At 45.2% G+C, this 16,680-nt stretch carries 13 protein-coding genes; 7 read left to right on the top strand and 6 right to left on the bottom strand.

Annotated elements, in window-relative coordinates; all coding sequences use genetic code 11:
- Positions 1-42 precede the first annotated feature (42 nt).
- The 6 genes from G3570_RS10970 to G3570_RS10945 all read left to right on the top strand — a co-directional run bounded on the left by G3570_RS10970 (position 43) and on the right by G3570_RS10945 (position 9,074).
- A complete protein-coding gene (locus G3570_RS10970) occupies positions 43-1,188 on the top strand; it encodes a glycosyltransferase family 4 protein (protein WP_165142220.1) in 1,146 nt (381 codons plus the stop codon).
- Positions 1,189-1,191: 3 nt separating this feature from the next.
- Complete coding sequence (locus G3570_RS10965) at positions 1,192-2,307, top strand: glycosyltransferase family 4 protein (RefSeq protein WP_249066978.1); 1,116 nt, start codon at positions 1,192-1,194, stop codon at positions 2,305-2,307.
- Positions 2,308-2,415: 108 nt separating this feature from the next.
- The gene (locus tag G3570_RS10960) at positions 2,416-3,663 is read left to right on the top strand and encodes an aminotransferase class I/II-fold pyridoxal phosphate-dependent enzyme (protein ID WP_165142218.1); all 1,248 of its coding nucleotides are present in this window, start codon (positions 2,416-2,418) and stop codon (positions 3,661-3,663) included.
- Positions 3,664-3,668: 5 nt separating this feature from the next.
- Positions 3,669-4,802, top strand: coding sequence for a GNAT family N-acetyltransferase (locus G3570_RS10955; RefSeq protein ID WP_165142216.1), 1,134 nt, complete (start codon positions 3,669-3,671; stop codon positions 4,800-4,802).
- 231 nt (positions 4,803-5,033) lie between these two features.
- Complete coding sequence (locus tag G3570_RS10950) at positions 5,034-6,428, top strand: class II fumarate hydratase (RefSeq protein WP_165142215.1); 1,395 nt, start codon at positions 5,034-5,036, stop codon at positions 6,426-6,428.
- A 192-nt stretch (positions 6,429-6,620) separates the two neighbouring features.
- Positions 6,621-9,074 carry an alpha-ketoacid dehydrogenase subunit alpha/beta gene (locus G3570_RS10945; RefSeq protein ID WP_165142213.1) on the top strand — a complete coding sequence of 818 codons (2,454 nt, stop codon included), beginning with the start codon at positions 6,621-6,623 and terminating at the stop codon, positions 9,072-9,074.
- 56 nt (positions 9,075-9,130) lie between these two features.
- On the opposite strand, the gene G3570_RS10940 is transcribed toward G3570_RS10945, so the two are convergent.
- From G3570_RS10940 to cyoE, 3 genes are all read right to left on the bottom strand, one after another.
- Positions 9,131-10,357, bottom strand: coding sequence for an FG-GAP repeat domain-containing protein (locus G3570_RS10940; RefSeq protein WP_165142211.1), 1,227 nt, complete (start codon positions 10,355-10,357; stop codon positions 9,131-9,133).
- Positions 10,358-10,422: 65 nt separating this feature from the next.
- Positions 10,423-11,601: a serine hydrolase domain-containing protein gene (locus G3570_RS10935; protein ID WP_165142209.1), complete on the bottom strand. Its 1,179-nt coding sequence runs from the start codon at positions 11,599-11,601 to the stop codon at positions 10,423-10,425.
- A 226-nt stretch (positions 11,602-11,827) separates the two neighbouring features.
- Entirely contained in the window at positions 11,828-12,730 is a 903-nt protein-coding gene (gene cyoE, locus G3570_RS10930; RefSeq protein WP_165142207.1) for a heme o synthase, read from the bottom strand.
- A 174-nt stretch (positions 12,731-12,904) separates the two neighbouring features.
- On the opposite strand from cyoE, the gene G3570_RS10925 reads away from it, so the two are divergent.
- Positions 12,905-13,822, top strand: a complete 918-nt coding sequence (locus G3570_RS10925) for a COX15/CtaA family protein (RefSeq protein WP_165142205.1) — start codon at positions 12,905-12,907, stop codon at positions 13,820-13,822.
- A 106-nt stretch (positions 13,823-13,928) separates the two neighbouring features.
- On the opposite strand, the gene G3570_RS10920 is transcribed toward G3570_RS10925, so the two are convergent.
- Genes G3570_RS10920 through ctaD form a run of 3 tightly spaced genes read right to left on the bottom strand, consistent with a single transcriptional unit; the run spans position 13,929 to position 16,679 of the window.
- Entirely contained in the window at positions 13,929-14,231 is a 303-nt protein-coding gene (locus G3570_RS10920) for a cytochrome C oxidase subunit IV family protein (RefSeq protein ID WP_165142203.1), read from the bottom strand.
- A gap of 21 nt (positions 14,232-14,252) precedes the next feature.
- Entirely contained in the window at positions 14,253-14,909 is a 657-nt protein-coding gene (locus G3570_RS10915; protein WP_165142201.1) for a cytochrome c oxidase subunit 3 family protein, read from the bottom strand.
- 27 nt (positions 14,910-14,936) lie between these two features.
- On the bottom strand, positions 14,937-16,679 hold the full coding sequence (gene ctaD / locus G3570_RS10910) for a cytochrome c oxidase subunit I (protein ID WP_165142199.1): 1,743 nt from the start codon (positions 16,677-16,679) through the stop codon (positions 14,937-14,939).
- Position 16,680: the final 1 nt, after the last annotated feature.

Below are 16,680 nucleotides of genomic sequence, written 5' to 3'. Positions count from 1 at the left end.
CCCGGGTAAAGATACAAATCTGCAAGATGCATTGGAAAATTTATGAGTGAACTGCGCGTAGCAATTTTTACAGGAAATTATAACCACATCAGGGACGGTGTATCGCTGACCCTGAACCGGCTCGTTGACTTTCTGGAAAGAAATGATGTACCCAACATTGTATTTGGGCCTACTGTCGAGGAACCTGCTTTTGAACATAAGGGGGAACTCGTAGCAGTGCCGTCTGTCCCTATGCCGGGAAGACCGGAATATAGGGTGACGGTAGGCTTTCCGGACTCGGCACAACGCCGCCTGGAAGAGTTCGGTCCTACACTGGTTCATATAGCTACTCCCGATCTTCTGGGTTTCAGAGCTATGCGCTGGGCGCAGGCAAATGAGATACAGATTGTCTCTTCCTATCATACCCATTTCACAAGTTACCTCAAGTATTATAATCTGAATATGCTGGAAATGCTGGGCTGGAAATACCTTGAATGGTTTTATAGTCAATGCAAGCATATCTATGTACCATCACCTTCTATGGCTGATGAACTCAATGAACAGGGCATCAGTGATGGCATTCGAATCTGGGCCCGCGGGGTATATACCGACCGTTTTCATCCCGATAAACGTGATATGGAATGGCGACGCTCTCTGGGTATCGAGGATGATGAATTGATAGTTAGTTTTGTGTCCCGCCTGGTTTGGGAAAAAGATCTACAGACCTTTGTTGATGTGGTTAAAAAGTTAGGTGACAGTATCAAGCCGATGGTTGTGGGCGACGGTCCGGCAAGAAAAGAGCTGGAAACGATGCTCCCTGGGGCGCATTTCACCGGTTTTATTACAGGCGATGAGTTGCACCGTGCATATGCCAGCAGTGATATTTTTTTGTTTCCCTCGGATACAGAAACATTTGGAAATGTAACCCTGGAAGCGATGTCGAGTGGTCTTCCCTGCGTAGTTGCCGATGCCACCGGAAGTCGTTCGCTTGTGGAGTCTGGAGTTAACGGGTATTTGGCACCGCCTCGCAATACCAAGGAATTTGCAGCGCGGGTAAACAAGATTGCCCAGGACGATAAACTTCGGGAGAAGATGGGAAAGGCGGCCCGGCAAAAGGCTATAGCCTATTCATGGGACAACGTAAATAACAAGCTGCTGGAGAATTACAGGGAAGCTCTTGAGTCTCCTCGGCCAATGCTAAAATTTTAAGGCTTGCGTATACTTTACGTTTCACATACCCATCCGCCTGAAGATGCCATCCTTGAAAATGTGGGCGGCATGCAAAGAGTTAGTATGCAAATGATCAAGGAGATGGAGAAGAAGGAATCGGTCACCGTCATTAAAGAAACTGTAAATGTATCGGGAAATGTAGGCCTGAAGACCTTCGCTTTTTTAGTAAAGCAGTTGTTTGAACTTCCCCGAAAAGCCAGGGAGAGCGGGGCTGATGTAATTTTATTTTCATCTATGGTTACCGCAAGTCTTTCCTATTTAATAGACAGCAGGGTTTCCATTCCGATGGTAACTATAAATCACGGACGGGATGTTACCTTGCCGGTTACTATCTACCAGTGGTTTGTACCTAGAATTTTTGCGCATCTGGATGGCGTTATTTCAGTTTCCCGCGCCACACGCGAAGAATGTATCAAGCGGGGTATGGAACCTGAACAGGGAGTGGCCCTTCCTAATGGTTTTGATTTGGATAAGCTGGAAAATTTTCCTGACAAGCAGACTTCCCGAACTGACTTGAACAGGCAATTTCAAATTCCTTTTGAAGGGAAATTTGCTCTATTGACCGTTGGGAGGCAGGTTAAAAGAAAAGGTCATGAATGGTTTATCCGGAACGTTTTACCACGGATAGAGTCTAAGGTAGTCTATATGGTAGTGGGTGACGGACCGGAATTTGAAAATGTAAAGCGTGCGGTGGCTGATAGTGGGCAGCAAGATAAGGTATTTCTGCTGGGGCGGCAGCCCGATGAGATTTTAAAGGAAGCTTATTCCGCTTCCGATTTGTTTGTGATGCCAAATATTCCGGTAGAAGGTGATATGGAAGGTTTTGGCATAGTTTTGCTGGAAGCCAATATGGCAAGAACCCCCGCCGTTGCAGCTGACCTGGAAGGTATCAAGGATGTGATAACCAATGGCGAGAACGGATATCGAATACCTGCACTTGAACCGGAATTATTTGCACAGAAAGTGGATGAGGTTCTCAGGGGTGATTTAACTGTGTTTTCTGAGAATACACGTAATTTTGTGAAGAAAAAGTTCAGCTGGCAAACAGTAACGGAAGAGTATTTGAATTACCTCGAAAAAGTAATTGATGAGCAGTGAAACTAAATCAGCTAATATTAACTTAATATTACTGATAATTTGATTGATGCTTCATATGAAAGTATATTTACCTTGATAAGCACACTAAGTAAAGCCGAAAAATAAAGAATGCCCAAATCTAAAACCGAACTAGCAGAAAACGACATTTTTACGAAGGCTTATGATTTTACAAAAGCCGATGAAGTGAAGGCAGAAGGATTATATCCTTACTTCAAGCCATTGCAGGCTACCGACGGTACTACTGTAAAGATTGAAGGCAGAGAAGTAATCATGGCCGGCTCGAATAACTATCTGGGACTTACAAATGATCCCCGAGTTATCAAAGCTGCACAAGATGTACTTCAGGTCTATGGAACCGGATGCACCGGTTCTCGTTATCTCAACGGTACACTCGACCTCCACCTGGAGCTGGAGGAGAAACTTGCTGATTTCATGGGCAAGGACTCCTGCGTTTTATTCTCTACAGGCTACCAGACCAATGAAGGTTCTATTCAGACTATTGCAGGTCGTAACGATGTTATCTTTTCTGATAAAGACAATCATGCCTGTATTGTGACAGGTACATTGGTTTCAAATGCCAAAACCATGCGTTATACCCATAACGATATGGAGCAGCTTCGTAAATTGCTGGAAAGAGCCGATGAATCAGCAGGAAAGCTGATTGTGAGTGACGGCGTCTTTTCGATGTCGGGTACACTTGCCAAAGTACCGGAGCTGGTAGAATTGGCTAAAGAGTACAATGCACGCCTCTATCTGGATGACGCCCATGCTATCGGTGTTGTCGGTGACGGCGGTAGAGGTTCAGCCTCTGTGTTCGGACTAAAAGATGAAGTAGATCTTATCAGCGGCACCTTTTCAAAATCTTTTGCCTCTCTAGGCGGATTTATTGTCGGTGATCATCAGGTTATTGAGTATATCAGACACCACTCCCCGGCACACATTTTCAGCGCATCTATGCCTCCTGCTAACGTGGCGACCGTGTTGAAGGCTCTTGAGATACTTCAGGAAGAAACCTGGAGACTGGATAGGCTAGAGGAAATTTCAAATTACATGCGTACGGAACTCCGTGAGATGGGCTTCAATGTATGGTCCAGCCAGACGCCAATCATTCCTGTTGTTATAGGAGAGATGACCCAATGCTTTAAATTCTGGAAAGCACTCTTTGAAGCCGGGGTTTACGTGAATGCGGTAGTCCCACCGGGAGTACCTAAGGGTCAGTCTCTGGTAAGAACCAGTTATATGGCTACACATACGGATGAACATCTCAATAGGATTCTGGAAGCCTTCCGCAAAGTGGGTATTCAAATGGGTATTATTGATCAAAATGGCCATTCATTACTAGATCAAGACAACTAACATAGGTGGAAACAGCTCTTAAGACGAATGGGGTTACACTGGTAACTACCAGGGAAGAACGCAAGCAATTTCTCGAATTTCCCTACTCTCATTACGAAGGCGATGAGCACTGGATTGCTCCACTTCGCATGGAGCAAAAAAAGCTGATCGATCAAGATAAAAACGCCTTTTACAACAACGGAAACATTGCCATGTTCCTCGCGGAACAGAATGGAAAGGTGTGCGGGAGAATAGCTGCAATTGAAGATCATCGTTTTAATGATTTTCACGATTCCAACATCGGTTTTTTTGGCTTCTTCGAGTGTATCGATGATGAGTCGGTCGCAAAGCTGTTATTCAAAGTGGCAACCGATTGGCTGGCAGAGAAGGGTTACGATGATGTCTTAGGCCCGTCAAATCCAAGTATGATGGACGAAATAGGGATATTGATTGACGGTTTTCAATATGATCCCGGCATCATGATGCCTTACCACAAACCCTACTACGATAAACTCATCAAAAGCGCGGGTCTTGAAAAGGAAATGGACATGTTCGCTTTCCGGGTTACGCAGGAAACCGTTTCTTTCGACAGGATGTACCGGGCAGAAGAAATCGTCAAAAGGCGTTATCCTCGACTGAGAATACGTGAAGTGGATCTCAAGAATATAGAAGAGGAAGTCGAGATTGTAAGAAACATTTTCAATGAAGCCTGGAAAGATAACTGGGGCTTTATACCACTGACAAAAGAAGAGCTGGCTGCTACAGCAAATGATTTCAAGATGATTCTGGATCCCAAAGTAGCCCATATCGCTGAAATTGGGGGAGAACCTATCGCCTTTTCCATTGCTTTACCCGACTTAAACCAGGTTCTTAAGAAAATGGATGGCAAGCTATTTCCATTCGGCATCTTTAAGCTTTTATGGCACAAGAGAAATATCAATCGTATTCGTACTGCACTGATGGGCGTCATGCCGCAGTACCAGGGGAAAGGAATTGATGCCTTGCTACACAAAGAGGCTATATTAAACGGACGCGAGGTTGGATATAAATCTTCTGAAATGAGCTGGGTCCTTGAAACCAACACCAATATGATACGCGTAGCGGAGCGACTCGGGGCTAAAATCGAGAAAACCTACCGCATGTACCGCAAAGAATTATAGCTGCAGATTTGCACTGATATAATTGAGATTTACATAATGGGCCTGACGGCCCAATATGTTCATATTACTAGCCTCCGCCCTCAAAATGAGTGATGCAATGCATCGCCCAAAAATCCGCCAATTCATCCGTGAAAATCTGCGGCTGATACGAAAAATTCCTACCTTTGAATTCCATTTACAAATTGGATGTTATTGAGTTAACAAGTCTTCAAATAAAGTATTAATGACGTTATGAGTGAATTTCGTACGGAGAAAGATTCAATGGGTGAAGTTAAGGTTCCTAAAGATGCATATTACGGTGCGCAGACCCAGCGTGCGGTGGACAATTTTCCGGTAAGCGGTATCATGTTCAGCCGTGCCTTTATCGAAGCTTTGGGTATGGTTAAGAAACACGCTGCCAAAGTGAATAACGAACTGGGAATGCTGGATGAAGAAATAACCGGCCCTATTCAAGAAGCATCCCAGGAGGTTATTGACGGTAAGTTTGATGATGATTTTGCTATTGACATCTTCCAGACGGGTTCCGGTACCTCTACCAATATGAATGCCAATGAGATTATTTCAAAGAGGGCTAATGAGCTGAAGGATGACAGTACGGAAGTGGAAATTCATCCCAATGACCATGTCAACTACGGACAGAGTTCCAATGATGTAATCCCGACAACCATTCGTCTTGCTTCCGCCCTTGCCGTTAGTAACCATTTGATTCCCTCACTGGAACATCTCAGTAAGGCTTTCAAAGAAAAAGGCAAAGAGCTTTCAGAGGTAGTAAAAACCGGCCGTACCCATTTGATGGACGCTATGCCGGTCACCATTCAGCAGGAGTTCAGCGGGTATGCACGTCAGCTGGAACTGGGTGTTGATCGATTGAAATCTGCTTTGGATAGAGTTAAAGAACTCCCGCAAGGAGGAACAGCCGTCGGAACTGGGTTGAATACCAATCCCGACTTCGGTGCTAAAATGGCTGAATCACTTTCTGAAGCGACCGGGATCGATTTTCGTGAGGCTGAAAATCATTTCGAGGCGCAGGCTACCGTCGACGCTCCGGTTGAACTGAGCGGACAGCTGAAAACTATTGCTGTTGGACTCATGAAAATCGGAAATGATCTTCGCTGGATGAACTCAGGACCTAACAGCGGTATTGGCGAATTACAGTTGAAAGCACTTCAGCCCGGTTCTTCGATTATGCCCGGGAAAGTGAATCCGGTTATTGAAGAGTCACTTACTATGGTCTGCGCTCAGGTGATCGGCAATGATTCGGCAATTACCGTAGCCGGCCAATCCGGGAATTTTGAACTGAACGTGATGCTGCCGGTGGTAGCTCATAATCTGCTTGAGTCTATAGATATTCTTGCAAATGCGGCGCGCAATCTGGCCGATCGCTCTGTAAAACTGCTTTCCGCCAATAAAGAGCGAATTGAAGATATGGTGGGAAGAAATCCGGTGCTCGTAACGGCATTGAATCCGCTGATCGGTTATGACCAGGCCGCAAAAATCGCTAAAAAGGCCTTCAAGGAAAACAGGCCTGTCAAGGACGTAGCAAGAGAGATGACAGATCTGTCTGATGAAGAACTTGATAAGGCACTGGATCCAATCAAAATGACCAAAGGCGGTTTTATGGAATAGAGGCTTAAATAAGTGTAGTACACCTTGAGATAGTTTTAAACTTTTAATTGAATCGAGGTGTACTACACTTTTATAGCCGACCTTTTTTGTAAAAAAAGGCTGAAGCCCTTATCATTCTGAACTGGTTGTATTCCGATCTTTTACTGTTTTAAAACTGTCTAAACGGCGGTCAAACCGAATTTAATTGATACTATGGCAAGTACAAAAACAAAGAATAAAAGCGCATCCAAATCATCAGCTTCTAAAAAGAAATATTCTAAAAAACAGAAGCAGGAAATACTGGATGATTACAAGCTTGCTGTGACCAGCCGAGAAGCTTCATACCTGGGAAGGAAGGAGACGCTTACCGGCAAAGCCAAATTCGGAATATTCGGAGACGGGAAAGAGATTCCACAAATCGCTATGGCGAAACACTTTCGGGAAGGCGATTTCAGATCGGGATATTACCGTGATCAAACGTTTATGATGGCCATAGGTCAGGTGACAGTTCAGGAATTTTTCGCCCAGCTTTATGCCCACGCCAATGTGGAAGCCGATCCACACTCAGGCGGCCGTCAAATGAACGCCCATTTCAGTACGCGCAGCCTGGATGAAAACGGGGAGTGGAAAGATCTTACCAAAATGAAAAATACCTCTCCGGATATGTCTCCCACGGCTGGACAAATGGCCAGATTACTAGGACTGGCCCAAGCCTCTAAGGTGTACCGGAACCATGAAGGATTAAAAGAGAAAGAGGAGTTCGGCAAATTTTCAGAAAACGGTAATGAAATTGCCTGGGGAACAATCGGTGATGCCAGCACTTCAGAAGGAATATTCTGGGAAACTATCAATGCAGCCGGTGTCATGCAGGTCCCTATCGTCATGTCGGTGTGGGACGACGGTTACGGTATTTCGGTGCCACGAAAATACCAAACTACCAAGGAAAGCATCTCTAAAGTTCTTGAAGGTTTTCAGCGAACCGAAGATGAAGAAGGATGGGAGATACTTACCGTGAAAGCATGGGACTATACCGCTCTGCTTGAGACCTATGAAAAAGCTGCCAAGATCGCACGTGAAGAGCATGTACCGGTACTGGTTCATGTCAAGGAGGTCACCCAACCTCAGGGGCATTCTACTTCGGGTTCCCATGAACGCTATAAGAATGAAGAACGCCTGGAGTGGGAAGAAGAATATTGCTGCAATAACAAGATACGTAGTTGGATTTTAGAAGAAGGCATAGCAAATGAAGAAGAGCTGGATGCCATCGAAAAGGAGGCCAAGGATCACGTAAAAAGCGAAAAACAGGCGGCATGGAAAGCTTTTACGGGTGAGATGAAAGAAGAGCTTAACACAGTTGCCGATCTGCTTGATCAACTGGCATCATCAAGCGAAAAGAGTGATGAAATCAATAAGATAAAGAGTGAGATGAAGGCGCCGATGGTACCCCTGAGAAAGGATATTATTTCGGCGGCTAAGAAAGCATTAAGAGCAGTTCGTGGCGAGCAAAATCAGGCGAAGGAAGAATTGATGGACTGGCTGGATGAGAACATGAAGGCCAACCGTGAGCGCTACGATTCTCATCTCTACTCCGAAACGGATTATTCTCCCTTGAATGTAGAAGAGGTGAAGCCTGAGTACGGTGATGATCCTAAGCAGGTGGACGGACGTGTAGTTTTGAGGGATAATTTTGACAAAATTTTTGAGAAGTATCCGCAAACCCTGGTTTTCGGAGAAGACACCGGCAAGCTGGGGGACGTCAACAAGGGGCTTGAAAATATGCAGGATAAATTCGGTGAAATTCGTGTCAGTGACACCGGTATCCGTGAAGCTACTATTTTGGGGCAGGGTATTGGTATGGCCCTGAGAGGTCTGCGACCCATCGCTGAAATACAGTATCTTGATTACCTGCTTTACTGCTTCCAGGGTTTAAGTGACGATCTTGCAACCCTTCGTTATAGAAGCGCGGGCGGCCAGAAAGCTCCTGTTATTGTTCGCACCAGAGGCCACAGACTCGAGGGGATATGGCATACCGGTTCTCCTATGGGTATGATTGTGAATGGTGTGCGAGGTGTACACGTCTGTGTGCCAAGAAACCTCACTGATGCAGCGGGTATGTACAATACCCTTCTGCAGGGTGATGATCCTGCCCTGTTAGTTGAGCCGCTGAACGCCTACAGGCTGAAAGAGGATAAACCTGAAAACCTCGGCGAGTTTACAGTTCCTTTGGGTATCCCCAACAAGATTTCAGAGGGAAGCGATATCACTATCGTATCCTACGGTTCTACCTGTAACATCTGTGAAGAGGTCCTTCCGCAACTGGAGGAGGTAGGTATCTCTGTCGAGCTGATCGATACACGAACTCTTATTCCCTTCGATCGCAACCGTGATATCCTTGAATCCCTGAAAAAGACCAATCGAATCCTATTTGTTGATGAGGATGTTCCGGGTGGCGCAACGGCCTATATGATGCAAAAAGTAATAGATGATTATGGTGGATATTATTACCTCGATTCCGAAGCGCTGTGCCTGACTGCCAAGGCCCATCGCGGTGCCTACGGGTCTGACGGTGATTACTTTTCCAAACCTAACGAGGAGGATATCTTCGATGCCGTTTATGATATCATGCATGAGGCAGATCCGGAGAAATATCCCGCTATTTACGACTGACACAAAACAACAACTAATCATGATTCGTAAAACGGGCAGAAATACGAATACAGATCTTACTCTTGTAGGTCCTTTCTGAGTAGCAGCACATCAGGTCCGTTATAGGCAGCGATATAGATATCGGGAAGCTGGTCACCATTGTAATCGGCTATCTCAAAATCAACTACCTGCGGCGTCAGTCCTTCGGGGAGCCAGTTTTCGGTATCATCGCTAAAAGTACCGGCACCGTTATTAATAAAGACCTGTATCCCGCCATTAAAATTGCCGGTTACGATATCCAGGTCTCCGTCCCCATCGATATCCACGAAATCGGAATCAAAAGTATTTGACGTCTTTGCCGGAAGCTGTGAAGAGGTGACATCCGCAAATAAACCCTGTCCATTGTTTATCAGTAGGCGGTCTTGAGGATCTGCTCCTGACTCAAATATGCGGACGTTGGAATAGTACATATCCAGGTCTCCATCCCCATCAACATCTGCAAGTTCAACTTCCCGCGTCTCCTCAATAGCGCTGATAGCCGGCAGGCGTGAGCCGGTCTGATCCAGAAAGATGCCGGATCCGTTATTTGCCAATATCCGGTTGTCGTCGGTCTCATTGCCCACTATGATATCCGGAAAACCATTGCCGGAAATATCTCCTACTTCAACGTCTCTTGTAAGGTCAAAACGAGAAGGCAGCCTCTGTCCGGTTTCATCGAAAAAGCGGGCATTTCCGTTATTGATCAATAAAATATTTTGACCGCTGTTTCCGATTATAATATCGATGAAACCGTCATTATTTATATCCCGGGCAACGGTGGCATTAGAGATACCGGATACAGGGATGAGCCCGATGTCGTTACTAAAACTGACATTACCCTGGTTGATATAAAACTCATTAATTTGCTGGTTGGATTGGTTTGCAGCATTACCGAAGAAGAGATCAAACCGTCCATCGCCATTAAAATCAGCTACAGCCACATCCTGCGAATTATAACTAAAGCGATCGAGGATGGAATTTTGAAGCAGGGAAAATACACCTGAACCGTTATTGAGCAAGATTTTATTCGGTCCCTGACTTGCAATTACAATATCCAGGTCGCCGTCTTGTTCAATATCGACTGCGAGGGCGCTATTGCTGTTGCCTGATAAGCTGGCAGTAGGGAGGTTTGAATTGCTCACGTTTTCATAGGGAATGGGGTCGGGTTCTTCCGGTCCATTCGGTGAATCCTCAGCAGCTTCTATCCAGCAGGAGGAGAGCACTCCTCCCAGTAGTATAAGAATCAGTATATGTAGGAATCTCATGGGAATAATGTCTTTATAGTCTGTAGTTGCTATACAAATTACGTTAAGTATTTGTTTAGGTGAAATTAATTTTCAATAGCCCCTATTACTCTCTTGATAATACCATCCATAGCCTCATAGTCAGATATCCACCTGCCTACAATTACAAGATCATTACTTTTGTCAATATATACCATGTTGATTCCACTGCCAAGAAACACATAGGCGCTGCGCGGTGCGCTAGGCATTCGCTCCTGATCATTATTCAGGAAAAAGTTCATAAAACCATAACCTTGATTGGCTTCGGTTGGTGTTTTAGCCATGTCAATCCACTCTCTGGAAATGATTTGCCTGTTTTCCCATAGTCCATCCCGGAGGAAGAGATAACCGAATTTTGCCTGGTCATAGGCGCTCAACCACATTCCGCCACCCCAGTGGCCGCCTCCACTTACCGACTGCATTCTGAGTCCGTCAATATTTACCCATGAATTTTCATAACCATACCATCGCCAAGTATTCGAAGCACCTATAGGATCCATAACATGTTCCCTGAGAGCTGTTGGTAGAGGCTTTCGCCATACCTTCATTGCAGCAAGTGCCAGTACATTTACTCTTACATCGTTATATTTCCAGGTACTGCCCGGTTCATTGCGCTTGCGATTGATAACCTCGGGGGTGATTTCCTCGGTAGGTCGATCAGCCCAATCCGGCTTTCCAAAAAGCGTTCCATCCCAGTCACTCGTTTGCCGTAACAGGTGATCCCAGGTTATTTTAGCGTTGTGCTCCGAATTAAAATGCTGTACAGGCACATACTGCTGTACTTTATCATCTATATTCTGAATCATTCCCTTATCCCATGCAACACCAACGATTGTAGATAAAAAGCTTTTGGTAACGCTGAAAGTCATGTCTACCCGATGCGGCTCTCCCCATTCGGCAATCAGGTACCCGTCCTTAATAATCATACCGGTCATAGGTCCCCGTTCTTTTACCGGGCCGATGATATTATTATACGGTTCTCCGGTTCTGCTATTCAGGTGTAGACTGAGATCTTTAGGGTTGGTCGATTCATTGGCTTTGGCGTACTCTATGGCCTCCTCAATGGCACCGGCATTCATTCCCACTTCTTCGGGTGCTTTCTTCTCCCAACTGAACCGGGAGGGATAATAGATATCAGATGATTGGGCCGGAAGCGTGCCGGTAATCAGAAAAGTAAGAGCGAAGAGCCAGATGATTCCGCTTAGAAAATGATTTCTGCGTGTCATATTTAAGTATTAATTAGCTTCAAATGGGCTAAATAGTACAAAAAGAATAAGAGTGAGGGAAGAAATACCAGAGTTTTTACATATGGAGTAGATATAAATATCCAAGATTCGGCTCTTACCTCTAAAACTAAATGGAAGTACTAATCAGAAAGGGTGTGCCGGAAAGCTGGCTGAAAAATCAATTTGCCTCATGAATCCTGTAAGAGAAAAAGGAAATGTTTAAAGCCTAGAACAGGATATCAATGAAGATAAAGATCCAGATCAAAGGGAGGTAGCCGAAGGAGGCAAACATGAGTTGTTTCGCCGATTCCTTGCTGCGTGATAGGGCGAAATGAACTCCGTAGAATAGAAAAACCAATGTGCTGAGCAGGGCACCGGAAAGATAGATCCAGCTGCTCATACCGCTGGCAAAAAGCCCCCAGCAGATGGGAAGCAAGACAATAAGGCATCCCAGTATCAAAGCAACCGCTTTGGTGCCGTTTTCATCATTTTTAGGAAGCATCACAAAGCCAGCGTTACTGTAGTCATCCTTACAAACCCAGGCAATTGCCATTACATGTGGGATCTGCCAGAAAAATACGATGCCAAAAAGGAGCCACATGTCCAGGCTTCCGAGATGTCCGGCAGCCGCTGCCCAGCCACCAACGGGAGGTAGTGCCCCGGGTATGGCACCGATAAACACATTAGCCACGGATACTCGCTTCATAGGAGTATAAGCGCCAAGATACAGCAGCGTCGTTGCCAGTGAAACCAATCCGGCGACAAAATTCACGACAAACAGCAAGTAGACCAATCCCAGTATTATAAATGAAAGAGAAAACGCAGAACTTTGCAGAGGTGTGATCTTATTGGACGGTACGGGGCGTTTTTGAGTTCGCTTCATTTTCCCGTCCAGACGCCATTCAAGAAATTGGTTATGGGCGGATGTACCGGCTGCTATCAGATAGGTACCGATAGCAGCATGCAGCATAAGCACATAGTCAATATTGTTACCGGAAGCCAGTAAAAAGCCTACAAGCATGCTGGCTAGAACGGAAAACGTGATGCCCGGTTTGGTCAGCTCGTAATAAGCCGCCAGCTTTTCGGTATCAATGAACTTTGAAAGGGTAAAATCTGTACTTAACTTCATGCGCATTCGCTTGTTTTGCAGGCACTAAAGGTACTGAAATATTATTAAAATTGTTACCTGTCAATATTACAAATTCCCACTGGAATTAAACCATGTGGGACTGACCAAATGCCGGTTTACTAAATTTTTCAAAAAATTAAAGTGACTGCTCAGTTGTAGAGTCAATTCAATATCATGAACTTAAATACCTATCAAAAAGTTGCGATTACAACGGTGTTGGCCACCATTTTTCTAATCTTTGTGGGTGGGTTGGTCCGTGCTTCCGGTGCCGGACTCGGTTGTCCTGATTGGCCTAAATGTTTTGGGTTATGGATACCGCCAACTTCTGTAACGGAATTGCCTGCAGGGTTCAATGCCGATCAATTCAATGTCATCAAAACGTGGACGGAATATATTAACCGTCTGATCGGTGTAGTAATAGGGATACTCATACTTTCAACATTTGTATTGTCATTCAGGTATCGCAAAAGCAAGCCCGCTGTTTTTTATAGCTCGGCTGCTGCTTTCGTGATGGTTCTGATTCAGGGTTGGCTTGGTGGACAGGTGGTGCTCACAGGTCTCAGCGAGTGGCTTATAACCCTGCATATGATGCTGGCGATGTCTATCATGGCTGTATTGCTCTTTGCCGCCTACAAGGCGACCAGTGAATTTCTTACCGTTGACCTTTCCCAAAATCTTAGAAGATGGCTTTTCTGGACTGGTATCGTATTACTGATCTGCACATTGGGACAAACCGTACTGGGAACTCAGGTGAGAGAGGCTATCGACCTGGTTAAGAATGCCGAGGAATCTGCTCCCAGAGAAGCATGGCTGGATCTCATCGGATCGATCGATGAATATCACAGAACATTATCCTGGTCGGTATTTCTTCCCGGATTGTTGATCGGTTACCTCGGAGGTTGGAAGTCGGGATCCACGCTTGTAAAGAAATTAAGCTTGGCCATCCTGGGTGTTATTCTTTTCCAAATTGCGTTAGGTGCGGGACTTTATTATCTGGGGATGCCACCGGCCTATCAGGTATTTCATTTGGTGGGAGTGGCGGTTTTAATCTGCCTGGAATTTTTACTGCTGCTTGTGGTAAAGAATAAGTAGAGATTACCAAACAGGTCAGGTTGCATAAAAATTGGATGAAAAAAAATGCAGTGACTCATCATTAAGAGTCACTGCATTTTTTGAAATTATTATAAGGTGTCTTGTTCTAGAAAGAAGGCACCGGCAATTCTCTGAACATGGTGTCTAGCATGGTAAAGCCTACCAGCAGTGCCAGGAACACAAAAGATGCTATGAGAAGCATGCTGTTGAACTTCTTGTCCCAATAAAGGTGCATAAAGAACATAGCTACAAGCGTAGCTTTCATTACAGCTACAGCCATAGCAACCAGTATTGACCATGGATGAGGAAGCGCCAGGTAATGAACTAGAACTGTTATTATTGTCAGGACAAATAATGCTCCGGCGACCGAGAGTAACGTTTTATCTGTTGATATGTGATGTCCGCTCATGGATCAGAGTGTTTTATAGAGTTAATCAATTAGATAGAATAAGGGGAACAGGAATATCCAGATGATATCCACCAGGTGCCAGTAAAGCCCGGTAATTTCCAAGGGTGTATAATATTCGCTGTCATAAGCTTGGTTCATTGCTTTTTTAACCAGCCAGATCATTAAGCCGATTCCAACCAACACGTGAATTCCGTGCAGTCCCGTCATTAGGTAGTAAAGGCTGAAAAAGATATTAGCCTTCGGATGGTCGATTCCTTCAAAAGCGTAAAATTGACCGGGGAAGATTCCAATTTCAAATTTGTGGGTGTATTCAAAATACTTGATCACCATAAATACAAAGGCAAGAGCTATGGTGATGCCCAGATTGATGATGATATTCTTCTTCTGGTTCAGCTGGGCAGATTTGATCGCCATGGCAACCGTCAGGCTACTGCCGATAAGTACCAGCGTGTTTACCCCGCCCCATAGTGTGTTAAGCTCTTCCGATGCCAGCGTAAAGAGTTCAGGATACCAGGCTCTATATACTATATAAGCTGCGAAAAGTCCGCCAAAAAATAGGATCTCTGTGACCAGAAAAATCCACATCCCGAATTTGGCCGCATCAAACTGTTGATCGGAGTCAACAAAATGATGCTGCACGTGGCTGGCGTGCGTAGTTGCGCTTGAATGATTTGCCATGATTTACGTTCGGTTTATCAGTTTATATTAATTATCTGCTTCTACTTTCTTGTCAATCTCTCCCGAATGTTCCGCGTCGTGTCCGTTGCCCGACTGTACCAGACCCAGCTGGAAGTCAGCCATAGGTTTGTGGTAGTCATAAGGACCGTGAATCATAACCGGTGTGTAATCGAAGTTATGAGGCGGAGCAGGTGAAGGTATTTGCCATTCGGTAGCCCGGCTTCCCCAGGGATTGGCAACAGTTTTCTTGCCATAGTAAATGGAGTGAATAAAGTATCCGATTGCCAATATGAAACCGATACCGAGAATGAAAGAACCCACCGTTGAGATCTGATGGAATGACTGAAACTGGTCGATATAATTGAAATAGCGTCGCGGCATTCCCTGAGACCCCATCACAAATTGAGGCAGGAAGGTTACGTTGAATCCTACGAAAATCAGGAAGCAGGCTAGCTTGGCCAGTTTCTGGTTGTACATCACGCCAAACATTTTCGGCCACCAGTAGTGAAGTCCACCCATAAAGGCCATTACCATACCGCCGACCATTACAAAGTGGAAGTGTGCCACAACATAATAGGTATCGTGTAGGTGAACGTCGATGGCGATCGTGGCCAGTGCAATACCGGTAAGTCCGCCCACGGTAAACAGGAAGAAAAAGCCCAGTATATACAATAATGGGGTATCCAGTTTTATTGACCCTTTGTACATCGTAGAGAGCCAGTTAAACATCTTAATACCTGTTGGAATACCTACCAGGAATGTCAGGAAAGAAAAGACCATGGAAGCCAGAGATGCCTGACCGGAAACGAACATGTGGTGTCCCCATACCAGGAAACCGATAAATGCAATGGCCAGTGAAGAGAGCGCAATAGCCCAGTATCCAAAAATGGTCTTTCTCGAAAATGTTGAAATAATTTCTGAAACAATACCAAAACCAGGTACAATCATAATGTACACAGCCGGGTGACTGTAGAACCAGAAAAAGTGCTGGTAAAGAATTGGATCTCCGCCCAGTGCCGGGTCAAAGATTCCGATGCCCAATATCCGTTCCATACCAACCAGCAGAATTGTGATAGCAAGAACCGGAGTCGCAAGAATCTGTATGATACTGGTTGCATATAAGCCCCAACAAAAGAGGGGAAGTTTATCCCAGCTAAGGCCGGGCGCCCTCATTTTGTGTATGGTGGTGATAAAGTTTACACCGGTTAATATGGAGGAAAAACCAATAATAAAGACCCCGAAGGTCATTGCTGTAACGGCACCTCCAGTGGATGACGAATATGGTGTGTAGAAAGTCCATCCGGTATCAATACCGCCGGCAAGTATAGAATAAATGGAAATAGCAGCTCCAGCCATATATAAATACCAGCTCATAAGGTTCAGCCTGGGGAAGGCCACATCTTTCGCTCCGAGCTGAATGGGTAGGATAAAGTTACCCAATACGGCCGGTACCGAAGGCACCAGAAAGAGAAAGATCATGATTGACCCGTGGAGGGTGAAAAGCTGGTTATAAGTGTCTGCTTCAATGAAGGTCTGGGCCGGTGTCCACAGCTCCATGCGGATACCCAGTGCCATTACTCCACCTATCAGAAACGCAACAGTAAGCGAAATCAGGTAAAGAATCCCGATACGCTTGTGGTCTAGGGTAGTAAGCCAAGACCAGAGGCCTTTCTGGACATTCAGGTAGTTTTCTTTCAGATAGTCAACCGGCTTATACCGTTGAACCTGAACTTTTTTGGATAAATTAGAACTAGCTTCTGCACTTGCCATA

Origin of the sequence: Halalkalibaculum roseum (assembly GCF_011059145.1) — a bacterium.
Lineage (GTDB): Bacteria > Bacteroidota > Rhodothermia > Balneolales > Balneolaceae > Halalkalibaculum > Halalkalibaculum roseum.
The sequence above is the reverse complement of the archived record's forward strand: the minus strand, read 5'-3'. Positions and strand labels throughout refer to the sequence as shown.

What these genes read in the sequence shown, in the direction of transcription:
- G3570_RS10960 (WP_165142218.1), top strand. Translation starts at nt 2,416, where the DNA reads ATGCCCAAATCTAAAACCGAACTAGCAGAAAACGACATTTTTACGAAG.
- G3570_RS10950 (WP_165142215.1), top strand. Translation starts at nt 5,034, where the DNA reads ATGAGTGAATTTCGTACGGAGAAAGATTCAATGGGTGAAGTTAAGGTT.
- G3570_RS10970 (WP_165142220.1), top strand. Translation starts at nt 43, where the DNA reads ATGAGTGAACTGCGCGTAGCAATTTTTACAGGAAATTATAACCACATC.
- G3570_RS10915 (WP_165142201.1), bottom strand. Translation starts at nt 14,909, where the DNA reads ATGGCAAATCATTCAAGCGCAACTACGCACGCCAGCCACGTGCAGCAT.
- G3570_RS10925 (WP_165142205.1), top strand. Translation starts at nt 12,905, where the DNA reads ATGAACTTAAATACCTATCAAAAAGTTGCGATTACAACGGTGTTGGCC.
- G3570_RS10920 (WP_165142203.1), bottom strand. Translation starts at nt 14,231, where the DNA reads ATGAGCGGACATCACATATCAACAGATAAAACGTTACTCTCGGTCGCC.
- G3570_RS10945 (WP_165142213.1), top strand. Translation starts at nt 6,621, where the DNA reads ATGGCAAGTACAAAAACAAAGAATAAAAGCGCATCCAAATCATCAGCT.
- cyoE (WP_165142207.1), bottom strand. Translation starts at nt 12,730, where the DNA reads ATGAAGTTAAGTACAGATTTTACCCTTTCAAAGTTCATTGATACCGAA.
- ctaD (WP_165142199.1), bottom strand. Translation starts at nt 16,679, where the DNA reads ATGGCAAGTGCAGAAGCTAGTTCTAATTTATCCAAAAAAGTTCAGGTT.
- G3570_RS10940 (WP_165142211.1), bottom strand. Translation starts at nt 10,357, where the DNA reads ATGAGATTCCTACATATACTGATTCTTATACTACTGGGAGGAGTGCTC.
- G3570_RS10935 (WP_165142209.1), bottom strand. Translation starts at nt 11,601, where the DNA reads ATGACACGCAGAAATCATTTTCTAAGCGGAATCATCTGGCTCTTCGCT.